The organism is Pseudomonas fluorescens (assembly GCF_001902145.1).
GTDB lineage: Bacteria > Pseudomonadota > Gammaproteobacteria > Pseudomonadales > Pseudomonadaceae > Aquipseudomonas > Aquipseudomonas fluorescens_BV.
In genome coordinates this window covers 123,185-138,533 of record NZ_MRST01000018.1, presented here as the reverse complement: position 1 = coordinate 138,533, position 15,349 = coordinate 123,185, and the positions used below count along the sequence as shown (strand labels likewise).

Annotated in this window: 12 protein-coding genes and 1 pseudogene; 9 read left to right on the top strand and 4 right to left on the bottom strand. The window is 58.8% G+C overall.

Translation table 11 applies throughout. From position 1 onward, the window contains the following. The 3 genes from BUE92_RS05650 to BUE92_RS05640 are packed head-to-tail and all read left to right on the top strand — an operon-like array spanning window position 1 to window position 2,260. On the top strand, window positions 1-984 hold the full coding sequence (locus BUE92_RS05650; RefSeq protein ID WP_073522436.1) for an XdhC family protein: 984 nt from the start codon (window positions 1-3) through the stop codon (window positions 982-984). Beyond that, on the top strand, window positions 974-1,954 hold the full coding sequence (locus tag BUE92_RS05645) for a GTP 3',8-cyclase MoaA (protein ID WP_073522435.1): 981 nt from the start codon (window positions 974-976) through the stop codon (window positions 1,952-1,954). Before BUE92_RS05650 ends, BUE92_RS05645 begins: the two co-directional genes overlap by 11 nt. 6 nt (window positions 1,955-1,960) lie before the next feature. After that, window positions 1,961-2,260, top strand: coding sequence for an NTP transferase domain-containing protein (locus BUE92_RS05640; protein ID WP_143169949.1), 300 nt, complete (start codon window positions 1,961-1,963; stop codon window positions 2,258-2,260). A gap of 121 nt (window positions 2,261-2,381) precedes the next feature. Here the strand turns inward: BUE92_RS05640 and BUE92_RS05635 are convergent. Both BUE92_RS05635 and BUE92_RS05630 read right to left on the bottom strand, forming a co-directional pair. Continuing rightward, window positions 2,382-2,696, bottom strand: a pseudogene (locus BUE92_RS05635) (aldo/keto reductase); the annotation flags it as partial. 78 nt (window positions 2,697-2,774) lie between these two features. Then, complete coding sequence (locus tag BUE92_RS05630; protein WP_020301481.1) at window positions 2,775-3,689, bottom strand: LysR family transcriptional regulator; 915 nt, start codon at window positions 3,687-3,689, stop codon at window positions 2,775-2,777. 269 nt (window positions 3,690-3,958) lie between these two features. Between BUE92_RS05630 and BUE92_RS05625 the strand changes: the two genes are divergently transcribed. The 4 genes from BUE92_RS05625 (at window position 3,959) to pgm (ending at window position 10,297) form a co-directional block, all read left to right on the top strand. Beyond that, window positions 3,959-4,981 (top strand): zinc-dependent alcohol dehydrogenase family protein, encoded by a 1,023-nt coding sequence (locus BUE92_RS05625; RefSeq protein WP_073522433.1) that lies wholly within the window; start codon window positions 3,959-3,961, stop codon window positions 4,979-4,981. A 704-nt stretch (window positions 4,982-5,685) separates the two neighbouring features. Next, window positions 5,686-7,110, top strand: a complete 1,425-nt coding sequence (locus BUE92_RS05620) for a hypothetical protein (RefSeq protein ID WP_178380687.1) — start codon at window positions 5,686-5,688, stop codon at window positions 7,108-7,110. Between the two features lie 36 nt (window positions 7,111-7,146). Continuing rightward, on the top strand, window positions 7,147-8,550 hold the full coding sequence (locus BUE92_RS05615; RefSeq protein WP_073522432.1) for an aminotransferase-like domain-containing protein: 1,404 nt from the start codon (window positions 7,147-7,149) through the stop codon (window positions 8,548-8,550). Window positions 8,551-8,653: 103 nt separating this feature from the next. Then, on the top strand, window positions 8,654-10,297 hold the full coding sequence (gene pgm, locus BUE92_RS05610) for a phosphoglucomutase (alpha-D-glucose-1,6-bisphosphate-dependent) (RefSeq protein ID WP_073522430.1): 1,644 nt from the start codon (window positions 8,654-8,656) through the stop codon (window positions 10,295-10,297). Window positions 10,298-10,424: 127 nt separating this feature from the next. Here pgm and BUE92_RS05605 read toward each other — a convergent pair whose 3' ends face one another. Beyond that, window positions 10,425-11,120, bottom strand: coding sequence for a pirin family protein (locus BUE92_RS05605; RefSeq protein ID WP_073522429.1), 696 nt, complete (start codon window positions 11,118-11,120; stop codon window positions 10,425-10,427). A 217-nt stretch (window positions 11,121-11,337) separates the two neighbouring features. Between BUE92_RS05605 and BUE92_RS05600 the strand changes: the two genes are divergently transcribed. Then, window positions 11,338-13,782, top strand: a complete 2,445-nt coding sequence (locus BUE92_RS05600) for a UvrD-helicase domain-containing protein (RefSeq protein WP_073522428.1) — start codon at window positions 11,338-11,340, stop codon at window positions 13,780-13,782. 177 nt (window positions 13,783-13,959) lie between these two features. On the opposite strand, the gene BUE92_RS05595 is transcribed toward BUE92_RS05600, so the two are convergent. After that, window positions 13,960-14,232: a DUF1652 domain-containing protein gene (locus BUE92_RS05595; RefSeq protein ID WP_014718395.1), complete on the bottom strand. Its 273-nt coding sequence runs from the start codon at window positions 14,230-14,232 to the stop codon at window positions 13,960-13,962. Window positions 14,233-14,489: 257 nt separating this feature from the next. Between BUE92_RS05595 and BUE92_RS05590 the strand changes: the two genes are divergently transcribed. After that, the gene (locus tag BUE92_RS05590; protein WP_073522427.1) at window positions 14,490-15,299 is read left to right on the top strand and encodes a helix-turn-helix transcriptional regulator; all 810 of its coding nucleotides are present in this window, start codon (window positions 14,490-14,492) and stop codon (window positions 15,297-15,299) included. Window positions 15,300-15,349 lie beyond the last annotated feature (50 nt).

Genomic DNA, 15,349 nt, shown 5'->3' with positions numbered 1-15,349 from the left:
ATGCAACACTTGGATTTGCAGGTCATTGAGCAAGCACTGACCTGGTCCCGGAATGGGGAAACTGTTTGGCTGTGCACAGTGCTCGCCACGTTCGGATCATCGCCGCGGGGGCCCGGCTCCTGGCTGGCTGCCCGCAGCGACGGACGCCATGTCGGTTCGCTGTCCGGTGGCTGCGTCGAGGAGAACTTCCTCGAACGCCTGCAGGACGGCCAATTCGAGGACCGTATTCAGATCGTGCGTTACGGCGATGCGCAGGACGGGCCACAAGATTCGCGAATCACGCTGCCTTGCGGTGGCATATTGAAAGTGCTGATCGAGCGTCTGCCGGCCAACTCGACGACACTGGATCAGCTGGAGATCATGCAATCGATATTGCGTGGGCAGCGCCATTTACTGCGATGCGTCAACCTGAGCAGCGGTGAAGCCCGCTTCGAGGTCGATGATGGCCTAGGTCCTCGGGTGGTCGAGTTGACTGAGCGTGAAATCGTACAACTGCGAATCGGTCCGGCTGCACGCCTGATCATCGCAGGCATGTCGCCGGTATCGGTGGCATGCGCAGAATTTGCCCGCACACTTGGTTTCGAAGTCGTCCTCTGCGACCCCAGGGAGGAAGTCTTTGAGGGTGTTGAGCTACCAGGTATAGAGGTTAAACCTATTTTGCCGTCGTTGTTCATCAGTGCTGGCGGATGTCATGCAGCCACCGCCGTTGTCGCCCTTACTCATGATCCGCGTATCGACGACTTGGCAATGATGGAGGCTGTATGCACTTCGGCCTTTTACATCGGCGTCATGGGTTCGTTGCAAACCTCTAAACTGCGCGCGGAGCGTCTGCGCCGCATCGGGGGATTAAGCGACGAGCAAATTGCTCGACTGCACATGCCGATAGGTCTGTCTTTGGGCAGCAAGACGCCTGCTGAGATCGCTCTGGCAGTGATGGCAGATATTATCCGAGTCCAGCGTGGGCGGTCGCGCGATGCCCTCTGAATCGATCGTTGATGCGCAGGGACGTCGTCTGGGCAAATTACGCGTTAGCCTGACCAGTGCATGCAACTACGCTTGCATCTATTGCGTGGCTGATGGCAAACGCCTGCAGGCTCGCGACGACAGCTTGCCGCTAGACAAGTTACTACTGGCAGTGGAATACCTGAAAACGGTAAACCCACTAGAGCGTCTAAGGATTACCGGTGGCGAGCCTCTGCTCAGCCCTCTGTTCGATGGTTTCATGAAGGCAGTACGACGGCTCGGCTTCGAAGATGTGTCGCTGACCAGCAACGGACAATTGCTGTCGCGCAAGCTCCCGCTAATACTGGAAGCCGGCGTTAAGCGCATCAATATCTCACTTGACACCCTGGATGCTGAGGCTTTCCTGCGCATCGCCCGCGGCGGGGATCTAGCCACGGTTCTGGAAGGCATTGACCGGGCCTTGGCGGCCGGTTTGCAGGTGAAGATCAACATGGTTCCGCTTCGTGGGCACAATCATGATCAGATCCTGCCCCTGCTTGAGTACTGTCTGGCGCGGGGGATGGAATTGCGCTTCATCGAATTGATGCGCATGGGGCACCTGGCGCGTGACGATGAAACTTTTCGCCGGCAATTTTATGGTTTGGCCGAGATTCTTGAGCTTATCGGTCAGCACCATTCGTTCAATGCAGCACCGAGTGCACCCAGCGCTACGGCAATGCGATTCGATATAACGGGACGAGGTTACTTCGGCGTGATCGCCAACGCGAGCGCTCCCTTCTGCGGCAGCTGTAACCGCGTGCGCCTGAGTCCCAGCGGATGGCTGCATGGATGTCTTTCCTCCAGCCAAAGCCACTATTTGGGCGACATCCTCGAACTTCCGCGCGACCTCGCGTTGACACGTATTCGTGAATTGTCGAGACGTGCCCTAATAGATAAACAAACGACTCATTTCACGGGTGACGTCATGATCATGAAAGTCATCGGTGGGTAAAACGTCATGATTCCTGAAACCGAACCACCACCCCGAATAAGGGTGATACGTCATATCGCTTCTGTACGGGAAATAGGTCCTGTCTTGGCAGGCAGCATACAGGCGATCGAGCATGCGGAGGCGGCATCAGCTGCGATCTTTCTCGATGACATGCCCTGGATCAGTGGCGACAGTCTGCACTATCTACTGGGTGTGATCTCGCCTGAGCGCGTCGTCGTGCCGACCTTCGGAGGTGTACGAGGGGCTCGCTTCGCATTCAAGAGCCAGTTCTGGCGCAGGTTAAATTTGCTGACGAAGGCTATCTGATCCATAGGCACCGAGCAGCATTCATCTCTGAAGCTTTTTTGTGAGCTCCTTTGGAAAGAGATGAACTTTTAGCGCCCCCTCAGGGCGCTTTTTTTGTCCGGTCGCTGGAGCCGAACAGCCGTTACTGGGTCAGTTTTCGGTCCGCGGGATTATTTTTACCGCCGTGTAAGGAGAATCCAGTCACCGCATGGGGTGCATATGGGGCTTCAAGGCGTTTGACTTCCTTGCCGCTCAATGCCAACTCCAGCGCAGCGATTGCGTCGTCAGGTTGGGGCGCCTTAGAAGCGCTAACGATAGGTGCTGAGGCGCCACGCTTGGCTAACACCCATGCCAATGCAACTTGCGCCATAGGCACGCCTCGTTCCCCAGCAATCGGCTCAACAACGTTAATCACCCGGCCGTCTTCGCCTTCAGTAGCCTGGTAAAACGACTGCCCAATCCACTGAAAGTGGATGGATCTCCATGGTCTATGAGAAGGCAGAAATGATCAGATGAACAGTCTGCTCGACGATACCTAAAGACTCTCAGGGTCCCCAAAAAACATCTGAATCCGCGACCTCAACCACCGCTCCCCCGGGTCATTATCCTGCGAACCCCGCCACGCCATATGCAGCTCAAACGAGCGCACCGGCAACGGCGGGTCTTCTGCACGCAACCCACCCGCCGAGGTCAACGCCTCAGCTGCATAATCCGGCACGGTGGCCAGAATGTCCGTACCGGCCAGCAACGTACCCAGGCCGTTGAACTGCGGCACCGCGAGCACAACGTGGCGCTTGCGGCCGAGTTTTTCCAGCTCTTCATCGATAAACCCGCTCAAGTCACCGGCAAAGGATACAAGCGCATGGGGCCGTGAGCAAAAGTCATCCAGGCTCAGCGAGCCCGGCACGCTGTCGGCGCGCAGCAGTTTGGGCAGGCTGCGGCGCAATACCTTGCGCTTGGCGTTGGCGGGCAGGTCGGCGGTGTAGCTGACGCCGATGGAGATTTCGCCGGAGGCAAGCAGGCTGGGCATCAGGATGTAATTGACGCGGCGTACCACCAGCACGATGCCGGGGGCTTCGGAGCGCAGGCGTTTAAGCAGCTGCGGGAGCAGGGCGAATTCCACGTCGTCGGACAGGCCAATGCGAAACACGGCGGTGCTGGTGGCCGGGTCGAATTCGGCGGCGCGGCTGACGGCGGTGGAGATCGAGTCCAGGGCCGGGGAGAGCAGGGCGAAGATTTCCACAGCGCGGGCCGAGGGCTCCATGCTGCGCCCGGTGCGCACGAACAGGGGGTCATCGAACAGCCCGCGCAGGCGCGACAACGCCGCGCTGATGGCCGGCTGGCCGAGGAACAATTTCTCGGCGGCGCGGGTCACACTGCGCTCATGCATCAAGGTTTCGAATACGATCAAGAGGTTAAGGTCGACACGACGCAGGTCGTTACGGTTCATCTTGTGTCCTGGAAGAGTCAGCAAACTTGATGTGAGCGGTCACGTAGCAACCCCCTGAGGTTCGATTCAGAAGGATGACCGGCATGAATCTTACGGGGAAAGGCTGGTACTCTGCACCGGCTAATTGATTTTTCCTACGATAGTTGAGGTGTGTTCCTCACTCGCGGAATCAATGACAGGCATGTCGACTATTAATGGTGACCGGTGGTCTTACCCCCAAAGCCCAGATAAAGTTCATGGCATTAGAGGTTACTTTGACGAGGTTTGCGATGTCCCGCACGATCCGTTTTCACAAGTTTGGTCCGGCCGAGGTGCTCAAGTGCGAAGAGCATGCGGCCGCGCAGCCCGCACCGGGCGAAGTGCAGGTGCGTGTCGACGCGATCGGCATCAGTTGGTACGACATTCTGTGGCGCCAGAACCTGGCGTCTTCCCATGCACGGCTGCCTTCTGGCCTGGGCCATGAAATGGCCGGGGTTGTGGTTGCCTTAGGCGATGGCGTGGATGACTTGGCGGTCGGCGATAAAGTCGCCAGTTTCCCGGCCGAGAGCCCCAATGATTACCCGGTGTATGGCGAGCAGATCGTCTTGCCCCGTTCGGCCCTGACCCGCTACCCGGATGTCTTGAGCCCGATTGAAGCCAGCGTGCACTACACGCCGTTGCTCATCGCGTACTTTGCCTACATGGACCTGGCGCGGGTCAAACCCGGCCAGTTTGCCTTGGTCACCGACGCCAGCCACTGTTCCGGCCCTTCGTTTGTGCAACTGGGCAAGGCCCTGGGTGTGCGGGTGATTGCCGCCACCAAAGACAGTGCTGAGCGCGAATACCTGCTGTCCCTCGGGGCGGAAAAGGTCATCGTTACCGAAGAACAAGACCTGCTGATGCAGATCAACAAGTTCACGGACAACCGTGGCGTCGACGTGGTGTTCGATGGCCTGGGTGGCCCGCAGATGTCGCTGCTCGGTGACGTCCTGGCGCCGCGTGGCAGCCTGGTGCTGTATGGCCTGCAAGGTGGCAACCAGACGCCATTTCCGGCCTGTGCGGCGTTCCAGAAGAACATTCAGTTCTTTGTGCACTGTATCGGCAACTTCACCGGCAAGCCGGAGCTGGGCATTATTCAGGACCATATGGCGTTGCAGCGTGCGTTGCGCGATATCAACCAGCTGACAGCCGACCGCGTGCTTGTCCCACTGAAAACTACGGTATTTCCGTTCAGTCAGTTCGTCGAAGCGCACCGATACATGGATGAATGCCCTTGCCGCGAACGGGTGGCGTTGCAGGTTGAAGCTGTTTGAGCTGTAGGAGTATTCGCAAATGAATACTCCGGCGCCTGAGCTGATGAGGCAAATGCGCCATTTGACAGGGCTTAACCCGCACCGGGGTTGAGCCGCCGCGGGAGCGCTGCGCCCCGTAAACAATACCGTTATTGCCCTACGCCGCCCTGAAATCCAGTGCGGCGCTGCTGTGTGGGCGTCATTCAAGTTGGGTTGGCGGGCCATCTGAACTGCTTTTCGACGCTGTTCTGTATCTGTTAATCATTGTTTGAGTGCCGATAATTGAGCCTTCTTTGTCATCTCAAGGATTGAGCCATGATTGAATGCCGGGCATTAACATCTCGCGCTTGCGGAACTAACGATGGTCTGATTTTTTTTCGAAAAGTACAAAGTGTGCACCCCGTTGTTTTGCAAGAGGCCAGGATGAGCGGATGATTAATATTTGTCGGATGCTTCTCTAATTTCTTAGTTAAAGCAGTGTAGGACGTTGTCAGAGCCTTCCTAAGGCTGGCGGTCTTTGGCGCTGTAAGGCGCGCAGCTACGTGGTTCTGTCCTGGGATAGTCATCGACTGTTCTTTTGGTTGTACCTGCACTTTTGTTGCAGAGTGCTAATGTTGAATCCATGTTGTGCTGCGCAACGGATGACAAGCCTACAAGTGTAATAGGTCGAGCGCTCCTGTGTGGTAGTTGCTCGAAACTAATATTTCAACTCAGGTAGTAGAACGATGAGCACTATTCACGAACAAGCCATGAGCTATGTTTACCAGCAAGTTTTGCAACGTTTAGTGGGGCACTTTACCCGTGCTGAACGTACGGTGCTTCAATTGCTGATCCAGCGAATCGTGGTGGCCGCCGGTGGCATGGAGCAAGTGGGGAATTACAAAGTACTGATCGGGCACGGCGGCGGCGCAGTCAGCAGCTACACCTTGGCAATGCTGCGCGCTGCGCAACTGACCATCGCTGGGCGCGCACCCAAGTCTTTTCATTTGCGCGTGGCCACGTTGCGGCACGCGGGCATGACTCAGACCACGCTCGATTCGCTGCACCACGGCTACGGCGCGCTATTTTTCCACGATGACCCACGGGTGGAACTGTTGATGGTGGAAAACCAGGAAGTGCTGCCCTTCAATCATCAACGGCCTGCGGCCAGTGCCGGGCGTGAAGTGAGCCGGCGCAACAAGCTGATGATCGGGCACCTGACGTCCGGCGACATTCGCGCCACCCTGTGCAACGACACTTTTTTGGCCCTCGGCGATTTCTACCAGCGGGTCGCCACCTGGAACGGCGGTGTGCATGCCCTGGTCAGCGGCGACTCGGTGCGCAAGCAAAGCCAATATATCGCGTGGCTGAAAAAAAGCGCCCTGGCAACCGGCCTGACATTTGCACCCGGTAACCCATCGTCGCTCAGTGCATGGTTTGCACGCATGGAGGAATGGAGTGTCGGTTGCTACCGCCACCTGTATGGCGAGCACTACGCAGGCGCCGAGAGTCCTGGCCGGGGCGGGCACCGTCATGTGGCGTATATCGGCATTGCCGACTTGCTTGACGACGTGGACGTTGCCCAAGCGCCACTGCTCACTCAATTTCTCGCCCACAAGCGGGACCCATTCGAGTTCCACTTCAGCCATCCTGCTTACCCCAACCCTTTGCTCATGGCGCATTTGCAGGGATTGCAGGCCCAGTGCCTGCGCGAGCTCTCCTACGAACATGGCGTCGAAGGGTTCTTGCGTCAGGCGGCGGACTACCTGCATCGAAGACAGATGCCTGTTGCGTTGATCACCGAAGCGTGTGCTCTGCAGGGCCAGCTATTGTCTACAGCTTGTGCTCAGGAGTTCTCTGGCCTGGACGAAAGCCAATTGACCTGCCTGGTGTTCGCGCCCTTCGTCCAGCATGGCGAACGTCTGGAGGGTTACTTGCGTCAATGCCATCCCGGCATGCTGGTTGCGCTCCCCGAGCTCCATAAGGCCCTGCAGGGCAAGCCCGTCGCGGACATGCTGCACCAGTGGCTGGTGGATATCAGTGGGTTGTCGCTGCCGTTGTTGCAGCACCTGTACCGCAAATGCCCGCAGCCGGGCAAACGCAGTGCGCGTGTATGCCAACCTCGTTTCACGCGGTCCAAGGCTCGTATCACTCAAGTGTCGGGACGCTAGTCGCGTGTATTCACCTATGCAAGCGGGTGATCAGCGATGAACCTGAGGGGAGAGCGACAGGCAGACTTTGCCTATCAGGCGGTGTATCGCTACATGATCAACCTGATCAATGAAGTCAGCCGGGAAGCACCGGTCAAGCTACCGTCCCTGCGCCAGTTGGCGACGCGGTTGAACGTGTCGATCTCGACGATTCAGTACGCTTACTCGCTGTTGGAAAAAGAAGGGCGAGTGTACTCGGTGGCCAAATCCGGCTACTTCGCCTGGCCCGTGGCCGCAACTATGCCCATCATGGCGGGTACGGACCTGCTTGAGCGGTTGTATACAGCCGCCCGGCGCCCGGCGATGGTTGTGCTCAGCAATGATGAACCGGCTCTGTTGGGGTCGCTCGATGGCGCGTTGCTGGCGCTGGAGCGCCAACTGGTACGCCGGTATCCCCATCATCTGCAACCGTCGCAACCTTGTGGCGTGTGGGAGTTGCGTGCTGCATTGGCAGCCCGTTATACCGCGTCGCCTACCCATTGTTGGCAAGCTGATGAGGTGTATATCGGTGCCGACCTTCAGGGCGTCCTGGAGATCCTCATTGACGCTCTGGGCCTTAAAGGCACGGTGGTGGTAGTTGAATCGCCCTGCGATTACCTGGTCTTGCGCCTGCTACAGGCCGCTGGCGTGCGGATCATTGAATGGCCCTGGCGTGCCGACGGTCGCCCGGACTTGGCCACATTGGAGCACTTGCTGCGCCATGAACCGGTGCACCTCGTGCTGCTCTCATCCGTGGTCAGCATGCCCTCGGGTAACGCCATGACCGACCCCGAGCGGCTGCACGTAGCGCGTCTGCTCGGCCAGCACGGCTGCTGGTTGCTGGAGAACGATACCTTTGGTGACCTGAGCTTTGCGCCGCCCGGATCGGCCTTGCGCAGCCTGGTCAACCCAGAGCGGCTGATCGTGTTTTCTTCGTTCGAAAAGGTTTTGGGCCCGGAGGCGCCCTTTGGTTACCTGCTGGCGCGGCAGATGAGCAGTGAATTGCAGCGCCAATTCTTGCTGCGTTCGTTTCGACTGTCCGCCATTCGTCAACGCGCCATTGCGCGGCTGTACGAAAGCGGTCGGTTCGACCAGCACCTGCAGACGCTGCGCCAGCGCCTCTATGAGCAGGCGCACGCCATGAGTCACCGCTTGGATGCGCGTATGCAAGGGCTTGTGCATTACCGCATGCCAGTGGCCGGGGCGAGTTTCTGGTTGCAGTCGACGGCGCCGGTGGACATGCGCCTGGTGTTTCAGCGCATGCTTGCCCAGCAGGTGGTGATTGCCCCAGGCGAACTGTTCAGCCTCAGTGGTTTGCATCACCAACATATGCGCTTGAGCCATACCTTCAGCGGCCATCCCAACCTGGACATAGCCCTGGATACGCTGGCGCAGTCGCTGCTGGAGGCGCAGACTGATTAATGCGTGAAATTTCTCTTCAGGCCGTCGGATCGATACCGTCGCGCAGTAGTCCAAGTCTCAGTAAACTGTCATTTTTCCGAGTCCTTCTTTTCGAGGTTTATGCATGACTATCAGTCCTTTTGCGGGCAAGCCGGCACCAGCCCAGTTGCTGGTGGATATCCCGCGACTGGTCACGGCCTATTACACCGGCCAGCCTGATGCAGCGATCTCCACTCAGCGCGTGGCTTTTGGTACCTCGGGGCATCGTGGCAGTTCGTTCGAACTGAGTTTCAACGAGTGGCATGTGCTGGCTATCAGCCAGGCGATCTGCCTGTACCGCGAAGCACAGGGCATCACCGGGCCATTGTTTGTCGGCCTGGATACCCATGCATTGTCGACGCCAGCCGGCGCCAGTGCCTTGGAAGTACTGGCGGCCAACGGCGTACACGTGATGCTGGCCGAAGGCGACGAGTACACGCCGACGCCGGCGATTTCCCACGCCATCATCTGCTACAACCGTGGCCGTACCAGCGGCCTGGCGGACGGTATTGTGATTACACCGTCCCACAACCCGCCGCAAAGTGGCGGCTACAAGTACAACCCGCCTAACGGTGGCCCAGCCGATACTCACGTCACCAAGTGGATCGAAGCCAAGGCCAACGAACTGCTCGCCAACAAGCTGGCCGGGGTCAAGCGCATCACTCACGGCCAGGCGCTCAAGGCAGACACCACCCATCGTCATGACTACCTCAACAGCTATGTGGCCGACCTGATCAATGTGATCGACATGGACGCGATCCGCAGCGCCGACCTGCGCTTGGGCGTGGATCCGCTGGGCGGAGCAGGGGTGCGCTACTGGTCGGCGATTGCCGAGCACTACCGCTTGAACCTGGACGTGGTGAATACCGAGGTCGACGCCACCTTCCGTTTCATGAGCGTCGACTGGGACGGCCAGATTCGCATGGACCCGTCCTCCAGCTATGCCATGCAAAGCCTGATCGGTCTCAAGGAACGTTTCGACGTTGCGTTTTCCTGCGACCCGGACCACGACCGCCACGGCATCGTCACGCCTTCCGGTGGTTTGCTGGCGCCCAACAACTACCTGGCGGTGTCCATCGACTATCTGTTCCAGAACCGCCCGGACTGGCGTGCCGATGCGGCCGTGGGCAAGACCGTGGTCAGCAGCGGCCTGATCGACCGCGTCGCGGCGCGCATCGGCCGTCGCCTGTACGAAGTGCCGGTGGGCTTCAAATGGTTTGCCGATGGCTTGTTCGACGGTTCGCTGGGGTTTGGCGGCGAAGAAAGTGCCGGTGCCTCGTTCCTGCGCAAGGACGGCAGCGTGTGGAGCACCGACAAGGACGGCCTGATCCCGGCCTTGCTGGCCGCCGAAATGACCTCGCGCAAAGGCCAGGACCCTAGCCAGATCTACGGCGGCTTGACCGATGCCTTGGGTGAGCCGTTCGCCATTCGCGTCGATGCCAAGGCCACTCCAGCGCAAAAAGCCCTGCTGGGCAAACTGTCACCGGAGCAGGTGACGTCCACGCAATTGGCCGGGGAGAGCATTCAACAGATCCTCAGCCATGCGCCGGGCAACAACCAGGCGATTGGCGGTTTGAAAGTCATGACCGAAAACGGCTGGTTTGCCGCACGGCCCTCGGGCACCGAAGACATCTACAAGATCTACGCCGAGAGCTTTATTGGCGAAGAACACCTCAAGCAACTGGTGGAAGAGGCGCAGGTGTTGGTAGACGGCGCGATCAGCCAATAACTGACCCTGTAGGAGCGAGCTTGCTCGCGAAAAACGTCAACGATAACGCGGGCTTCCTGAATGAACGCGGCGCCGGTGAGTTCTTCGCGAGCAAGCTCGCTCCTACATGGCACGTTAGAGTGTGAGATCAGGCCAGGTCGACCAGCACGATCTCGCTGTCCTCAATCGCGGTCACGCGCAATACCTGTTCATCCTCAACCGCCACACCGTCTCGCGCCTGTGCCCGCACACCATTGACCTCAATTACGCCGGTTGCTGGCACCAGGTACGCCCGGCGGCCGCTGTCCAGCCGGTACTCCGCGCTTTCTCCAGCTTTCAGGTTAGCTGCCACCAAACGTGCATCCGCACGAATCCGCAAGCTTTCAGTGTCGCCAGCCTTGCCGCTGGCCAGCGTCACAAAGCCCTCGCGGTTGCCTTGCGGAAACGGCTTGGCGCCCCAGGACGGTGGCAAGCCGGCTTCATTGGGGATGATCCAGATCTGGAAGATCTTGGTCGGCGTGGCCTCCAGGTTGTATTCGCTGTGGGCAATGCCGGTGCCCGCGCTCATTACCTGCACATCGCCGGCTTCGGTGCGGCCTTTATTGCCCAGGTTGTCGGCATGGCTGATCGCCCCCTCGCGCACGTAGGTGATGATTTCCATATCGCGATGAGGGTGCTGGGGAAAGCCGCTGCCGGGGGCGATGATGTCGTCGTTCCACACCCGCAGGTTGCCCCAGTGCATGCGCTGGGGGTCGTGGTATTCGGCAAAGGAAAAGTGGTGATGAGCGTCAAGCCAGCCATGGTGGGCGCCGCCCAGACTGGTGAAAGGTCGAAGTTCAAGCATGATCGTCTCCTGTTGATGGGCCCATCATCCGGCAGCGCATGATCGAGAAAAAGCGTAAAAACTGCCGGTTTATTATCCATTTATTCGATGGTTAACCCTGGTGTTCACTTTCACTTCATCGCCTAACTGCATGACAGCAAAGCATTTGGCTGGAACTGAGCGGCGTTTCCGGCGACCATGGCAACCTGGTCAAAACAAGCTCACCGCAGGAGTCCGCGTGTCGCAACAACAGCCTGAATTGCCCCCTGAACTGCGCCCCTTGGCTGAAATGCCACTGTTGAAGCGGCTCGCCGCGCGCCTGTTCGGCCATGGCCTCACCCGTTTGCGCGCGCAGCACAGGTTTTCCTGGTTGCATGGCCAGGCCGACGGCTTTCGCAGTGGGCATGAGGCGGGCGTTGAATACGGTTACCGCGAGGGCAAGGCCGATGGCATCGAGGAGGGCCGCCAGGTCCTGCTGATTCGTGACTTTCGCCCTGATGAGCACCGCGCACCAGGCATAGATGACAGCCTGTTCGACGATTGGCGATTGCCGCTCAGCGCAGAGGTGAAGAAGCGCATGAAGGCCGATGTAGCGCGCCTGCTGCCAGCCCATGCGCAGCCAAGCGCGGCGCAATGGAAGATGATCTTCAGCGACACCCCCTCGACCTCGGTGATTGCGGGTGCCGGCGCCGGCAAGTCGACGTCCTTGGTCCTGCGCATCCTGCTGCTCAGCCATTACCTGGGCTTTGAACTGAGTTCCATGACGGTGGTGACGTTCACCCGCGAGTCGCGCAAGGACTTCATCAACAAGCTCATGGAAATTCTCAGCTTGTGGGGCCAACCCCTTGGCAGCAAGGAAGCCCAGGCGGTGGTGCGCACCTTTCACTCGCGCATCCTGCCCATGGTGCGCAGCCTGCCGGGCTTTGAACGGCTGCAAGCCTTTGAGAACCTCAGTGGTGGTCTTGACGACGCCGACAGTAATGCCTTCGATCTGCGTATCAGCGATGCCCAGCGGCAGCAGATGAACGCTTGTTATCACCGCTTGTATGGCCGCCATCAGCGTTTTCGCGAGTTGATTGCGCCCTTGGCCCGCCATGGCCTTCAGCTCAAGGAGCTGGAGCGCGATCACCCGGATGTGCAAAAGCGCATGGCCGTGACTGAGTTGGCGGCCAAGCGCGATGAAGAACTCTGTGATGCGATCGAAGACCTATGGTTTCGCGCCGGTGCCTGGCCGATCAAGGGCATCGAACCCAGCCGTCAGACCTTTGAAATCAACGGCGCGCAATTTCATTGCCACGGCTACATCCCGGAGCTGGATGCCTGGGTGGTGCTGGGGTTCGATGGGCGCGAAAACCCTCAGATCAGTCGGCCGAACTCGAAACTCTCGGTGCGCGCTGAATGGGCGGTGAAGCGCACGCTGTTTCAAGCTTTCTGCAATAAGCCGCTGATATGGCTGGATAATTACGAATCTTCAAAGCGCCTTTTGAGCAGCCTGGGTGGCGATGCCACGGCCGGGCCGGGCTTTGATTACAAGGTCAAAGGTGAACTCGCTTCAGCCCCCCTGTTGGACAGTTTTGTCATGGCGGCCGGGTTTATCGAGAACCTCGGTTTGGATGTACCTACGGCGGTTGGCCAGATGAGCTTCGCCAAGGACGACCCGGACCGGCTGTTCTTCGAGGCCCTGAGCATTTTCTGGAAGGCGCTGGAAGATCACCTACTGGAACAATCACCGCCGATCATGACCTACAACCGGATGTTTTCCCTGTTTGGTGAAAACACCCCTGAGAACCTCAAGCTGCTGAGTGATCCGTTGTTGCGGCCGATGTCGCACCTGATGATCGATGAATTCCAGGACGTATCGCCGCAGATCGTGTCCTGGATCCGCGCCAGCCTGCGGGAAATCCGCACCCGTGGGCCGGCCATGCACGTCGGACGAGGTGCGCAACGCTCATCGTTGCTGTGCGTGGGAGACGACTGGCAATCCATCTATGGCTGGCGCGGCAGTTCGCCCAAGTACTTCATGGAGTTCAACAAGGAGTTCGTTTCGCCCAGCACCACCCGCGTGATGCTGGGGGAGAACTACCGCAGCCACCAGCACATCATCGACGCTGCCGAACATATCGTCCGCAGCGCGCCGGCCATCCCGGGCAAGAAGGCCAGGGCCAGTGGCGAGCCCAAGGCGCTGGCGCCCGTCACGGTGTTGGAACGTGACGACGCGGCACTGGGGCAGCGGTTGCTGGAGCATTATCAGCGGGGCGATTCGATCCTGATGCTTTATCGAAAAAGCAGTGATAAGTTATTGATTCAAGAACATATTCAGTCAGTGGTTAATGTGGATTCTAGCTTGCCGCCTCAGGCGCGCAGGTTGAAACAGCTCACGTATCACAGTGCCAAGGGGTTGCAGGCGGATGCGGTGTTTTTGCTGGGCGATTGTCAGCATGTCACCAGCTCGCCGTACAAGAACCAGGTGTATCGCATGGCGGGCCTGGGTAAGGATGGCGACAGCGAGCCTTATGACAACGCGCAGAGAGACGAAGTCTTGCGACTGGCCTATGTGGGGATTACTCGAGCGGTCAGCCATTGTTATTGGTATGTGGAAAAGCCGGAAGGCCAGGGTGTGAATGTGCCCCGGGCGTCTGAGCGGGTGGACGGCAGGAAAGCGTTTTTTGATGATCAGCGCTGACCTTCAGCTGACACACAGCTGAATGTGGCAGGGGGCTTGCCCCAATATCTGTAGGAGCGAGCTTGCTCGCGAAAAACCATAAGCGCCGCGTTTATCCAGGAAACACGCGTTATCGTTGACGCTTTTCGCGAGCAAGCTCGCTCCTACAGGCGCTGGGGCTGGCCCCTTCAATACTATTCAGGCCCGCAACGAAACCGGCGGCACGAAACTCTCCAATTCATCTTCCACTGCCTCGATGATGCGCTCCACATCAGCCGCGTTCATCACCGTTGCACATGGGATCCCCGCGATGGCGATCAATGTCTCGCCGCTGGCCCGGTCGAACAGGCGGGCGATCATGCTGCCGGGGGCGTCCATGCTGCCCTCGAAGCCCATCGGGTGAAAATGCCAGCGCATCAGCTGGCAGGCGTTGGGGAATGTCACTTTGTTCATGTTGCCCACCTTGTTCATTGAGCGCTTCCTTTAGCTCGCGGCAGGGGTCAGGACCGTCGTTGGTCATGACAGCTAAGGGCTTAAAAATAGCATTCGTTCGCAACTGCGAGGTGACTTTTTTCGGCCCGTTCGGCGGTTCTTTCGCCGAGTTTTGATATGGATCATGTCCTACAGAGGAATAGGCAAAAGGCCATTAGTCAGACGCTCGATCTGACCATTGAAGGGAAGGGTAAACTTCGGCATCCTCGAGCATTTTCCCCGCCGTAGAGCCCGATATGTCCGACATCGCTCCAGACGATGAGTGTCACAATTCCCACGCTACCGGCGCGCTGGTGCTGCGCCATCACCTGTGCTGGCGACATCGCGATCTGGACGGGGTGATGGCTTACTACCACCCCGAGATCCTGTACCACGATTTCTTCCAGAACCGTGTGGTGGGCTATGCCGAGTTGCGCGAGTACTTGCAGGCCAGCATGCCTCGTGAGGCAGATGAGGCGATTGAACACACTGATCGCATCCGCGTCGATGGCGATACCGCGTTTATCCAGTACCGCATTACCTTGCGTGGCGGCCAGGGCCTGGTGTCGTTTCGTACCAGTGAGGCCATTACGGTGCGCGACGGGTTGATCTGGCGGGTGAATGAATATGCATCTCTGGTGCACGAGCAACCGACCCAGGCGCTGCGTCCCACGGTCAGCCGCCTGGGTTTGTCGCCCCAGCAGTTGGGTTATATGGCCAATGACCTGCAACAATATTTCGAGCGTCAGCAGCCGTATCTGGATCCGGAGCTGGACCTGCAACGGGTCGCCAAGGCCTGTGGCTACAGTCGCAACCAGATGTCCTATCTGTTGAACCAGGTGCTGGGGCAGAGCTTCTATCGCTACGTCAATCAGGCGCGACTCCAGCATGTACTGGCCGCGCTGGACCACGCCACCGCGCCGGTCAAAGTCGATGAGTTGGCCTTTGCCGCCGGTTTCAATTCACTCTCGGCGTTCTACAGCGCTTTTCGCCAGCACACCGGGCAATCGCCCAAGGCGTACCTCAAACAAATTTCTGTGCGTGCACGCGCGCAAGACAACCCCTGACGCTGCGCTCTAGGATCGGCCCTATCGAACCGAGGTAGGGGGAACCTGGC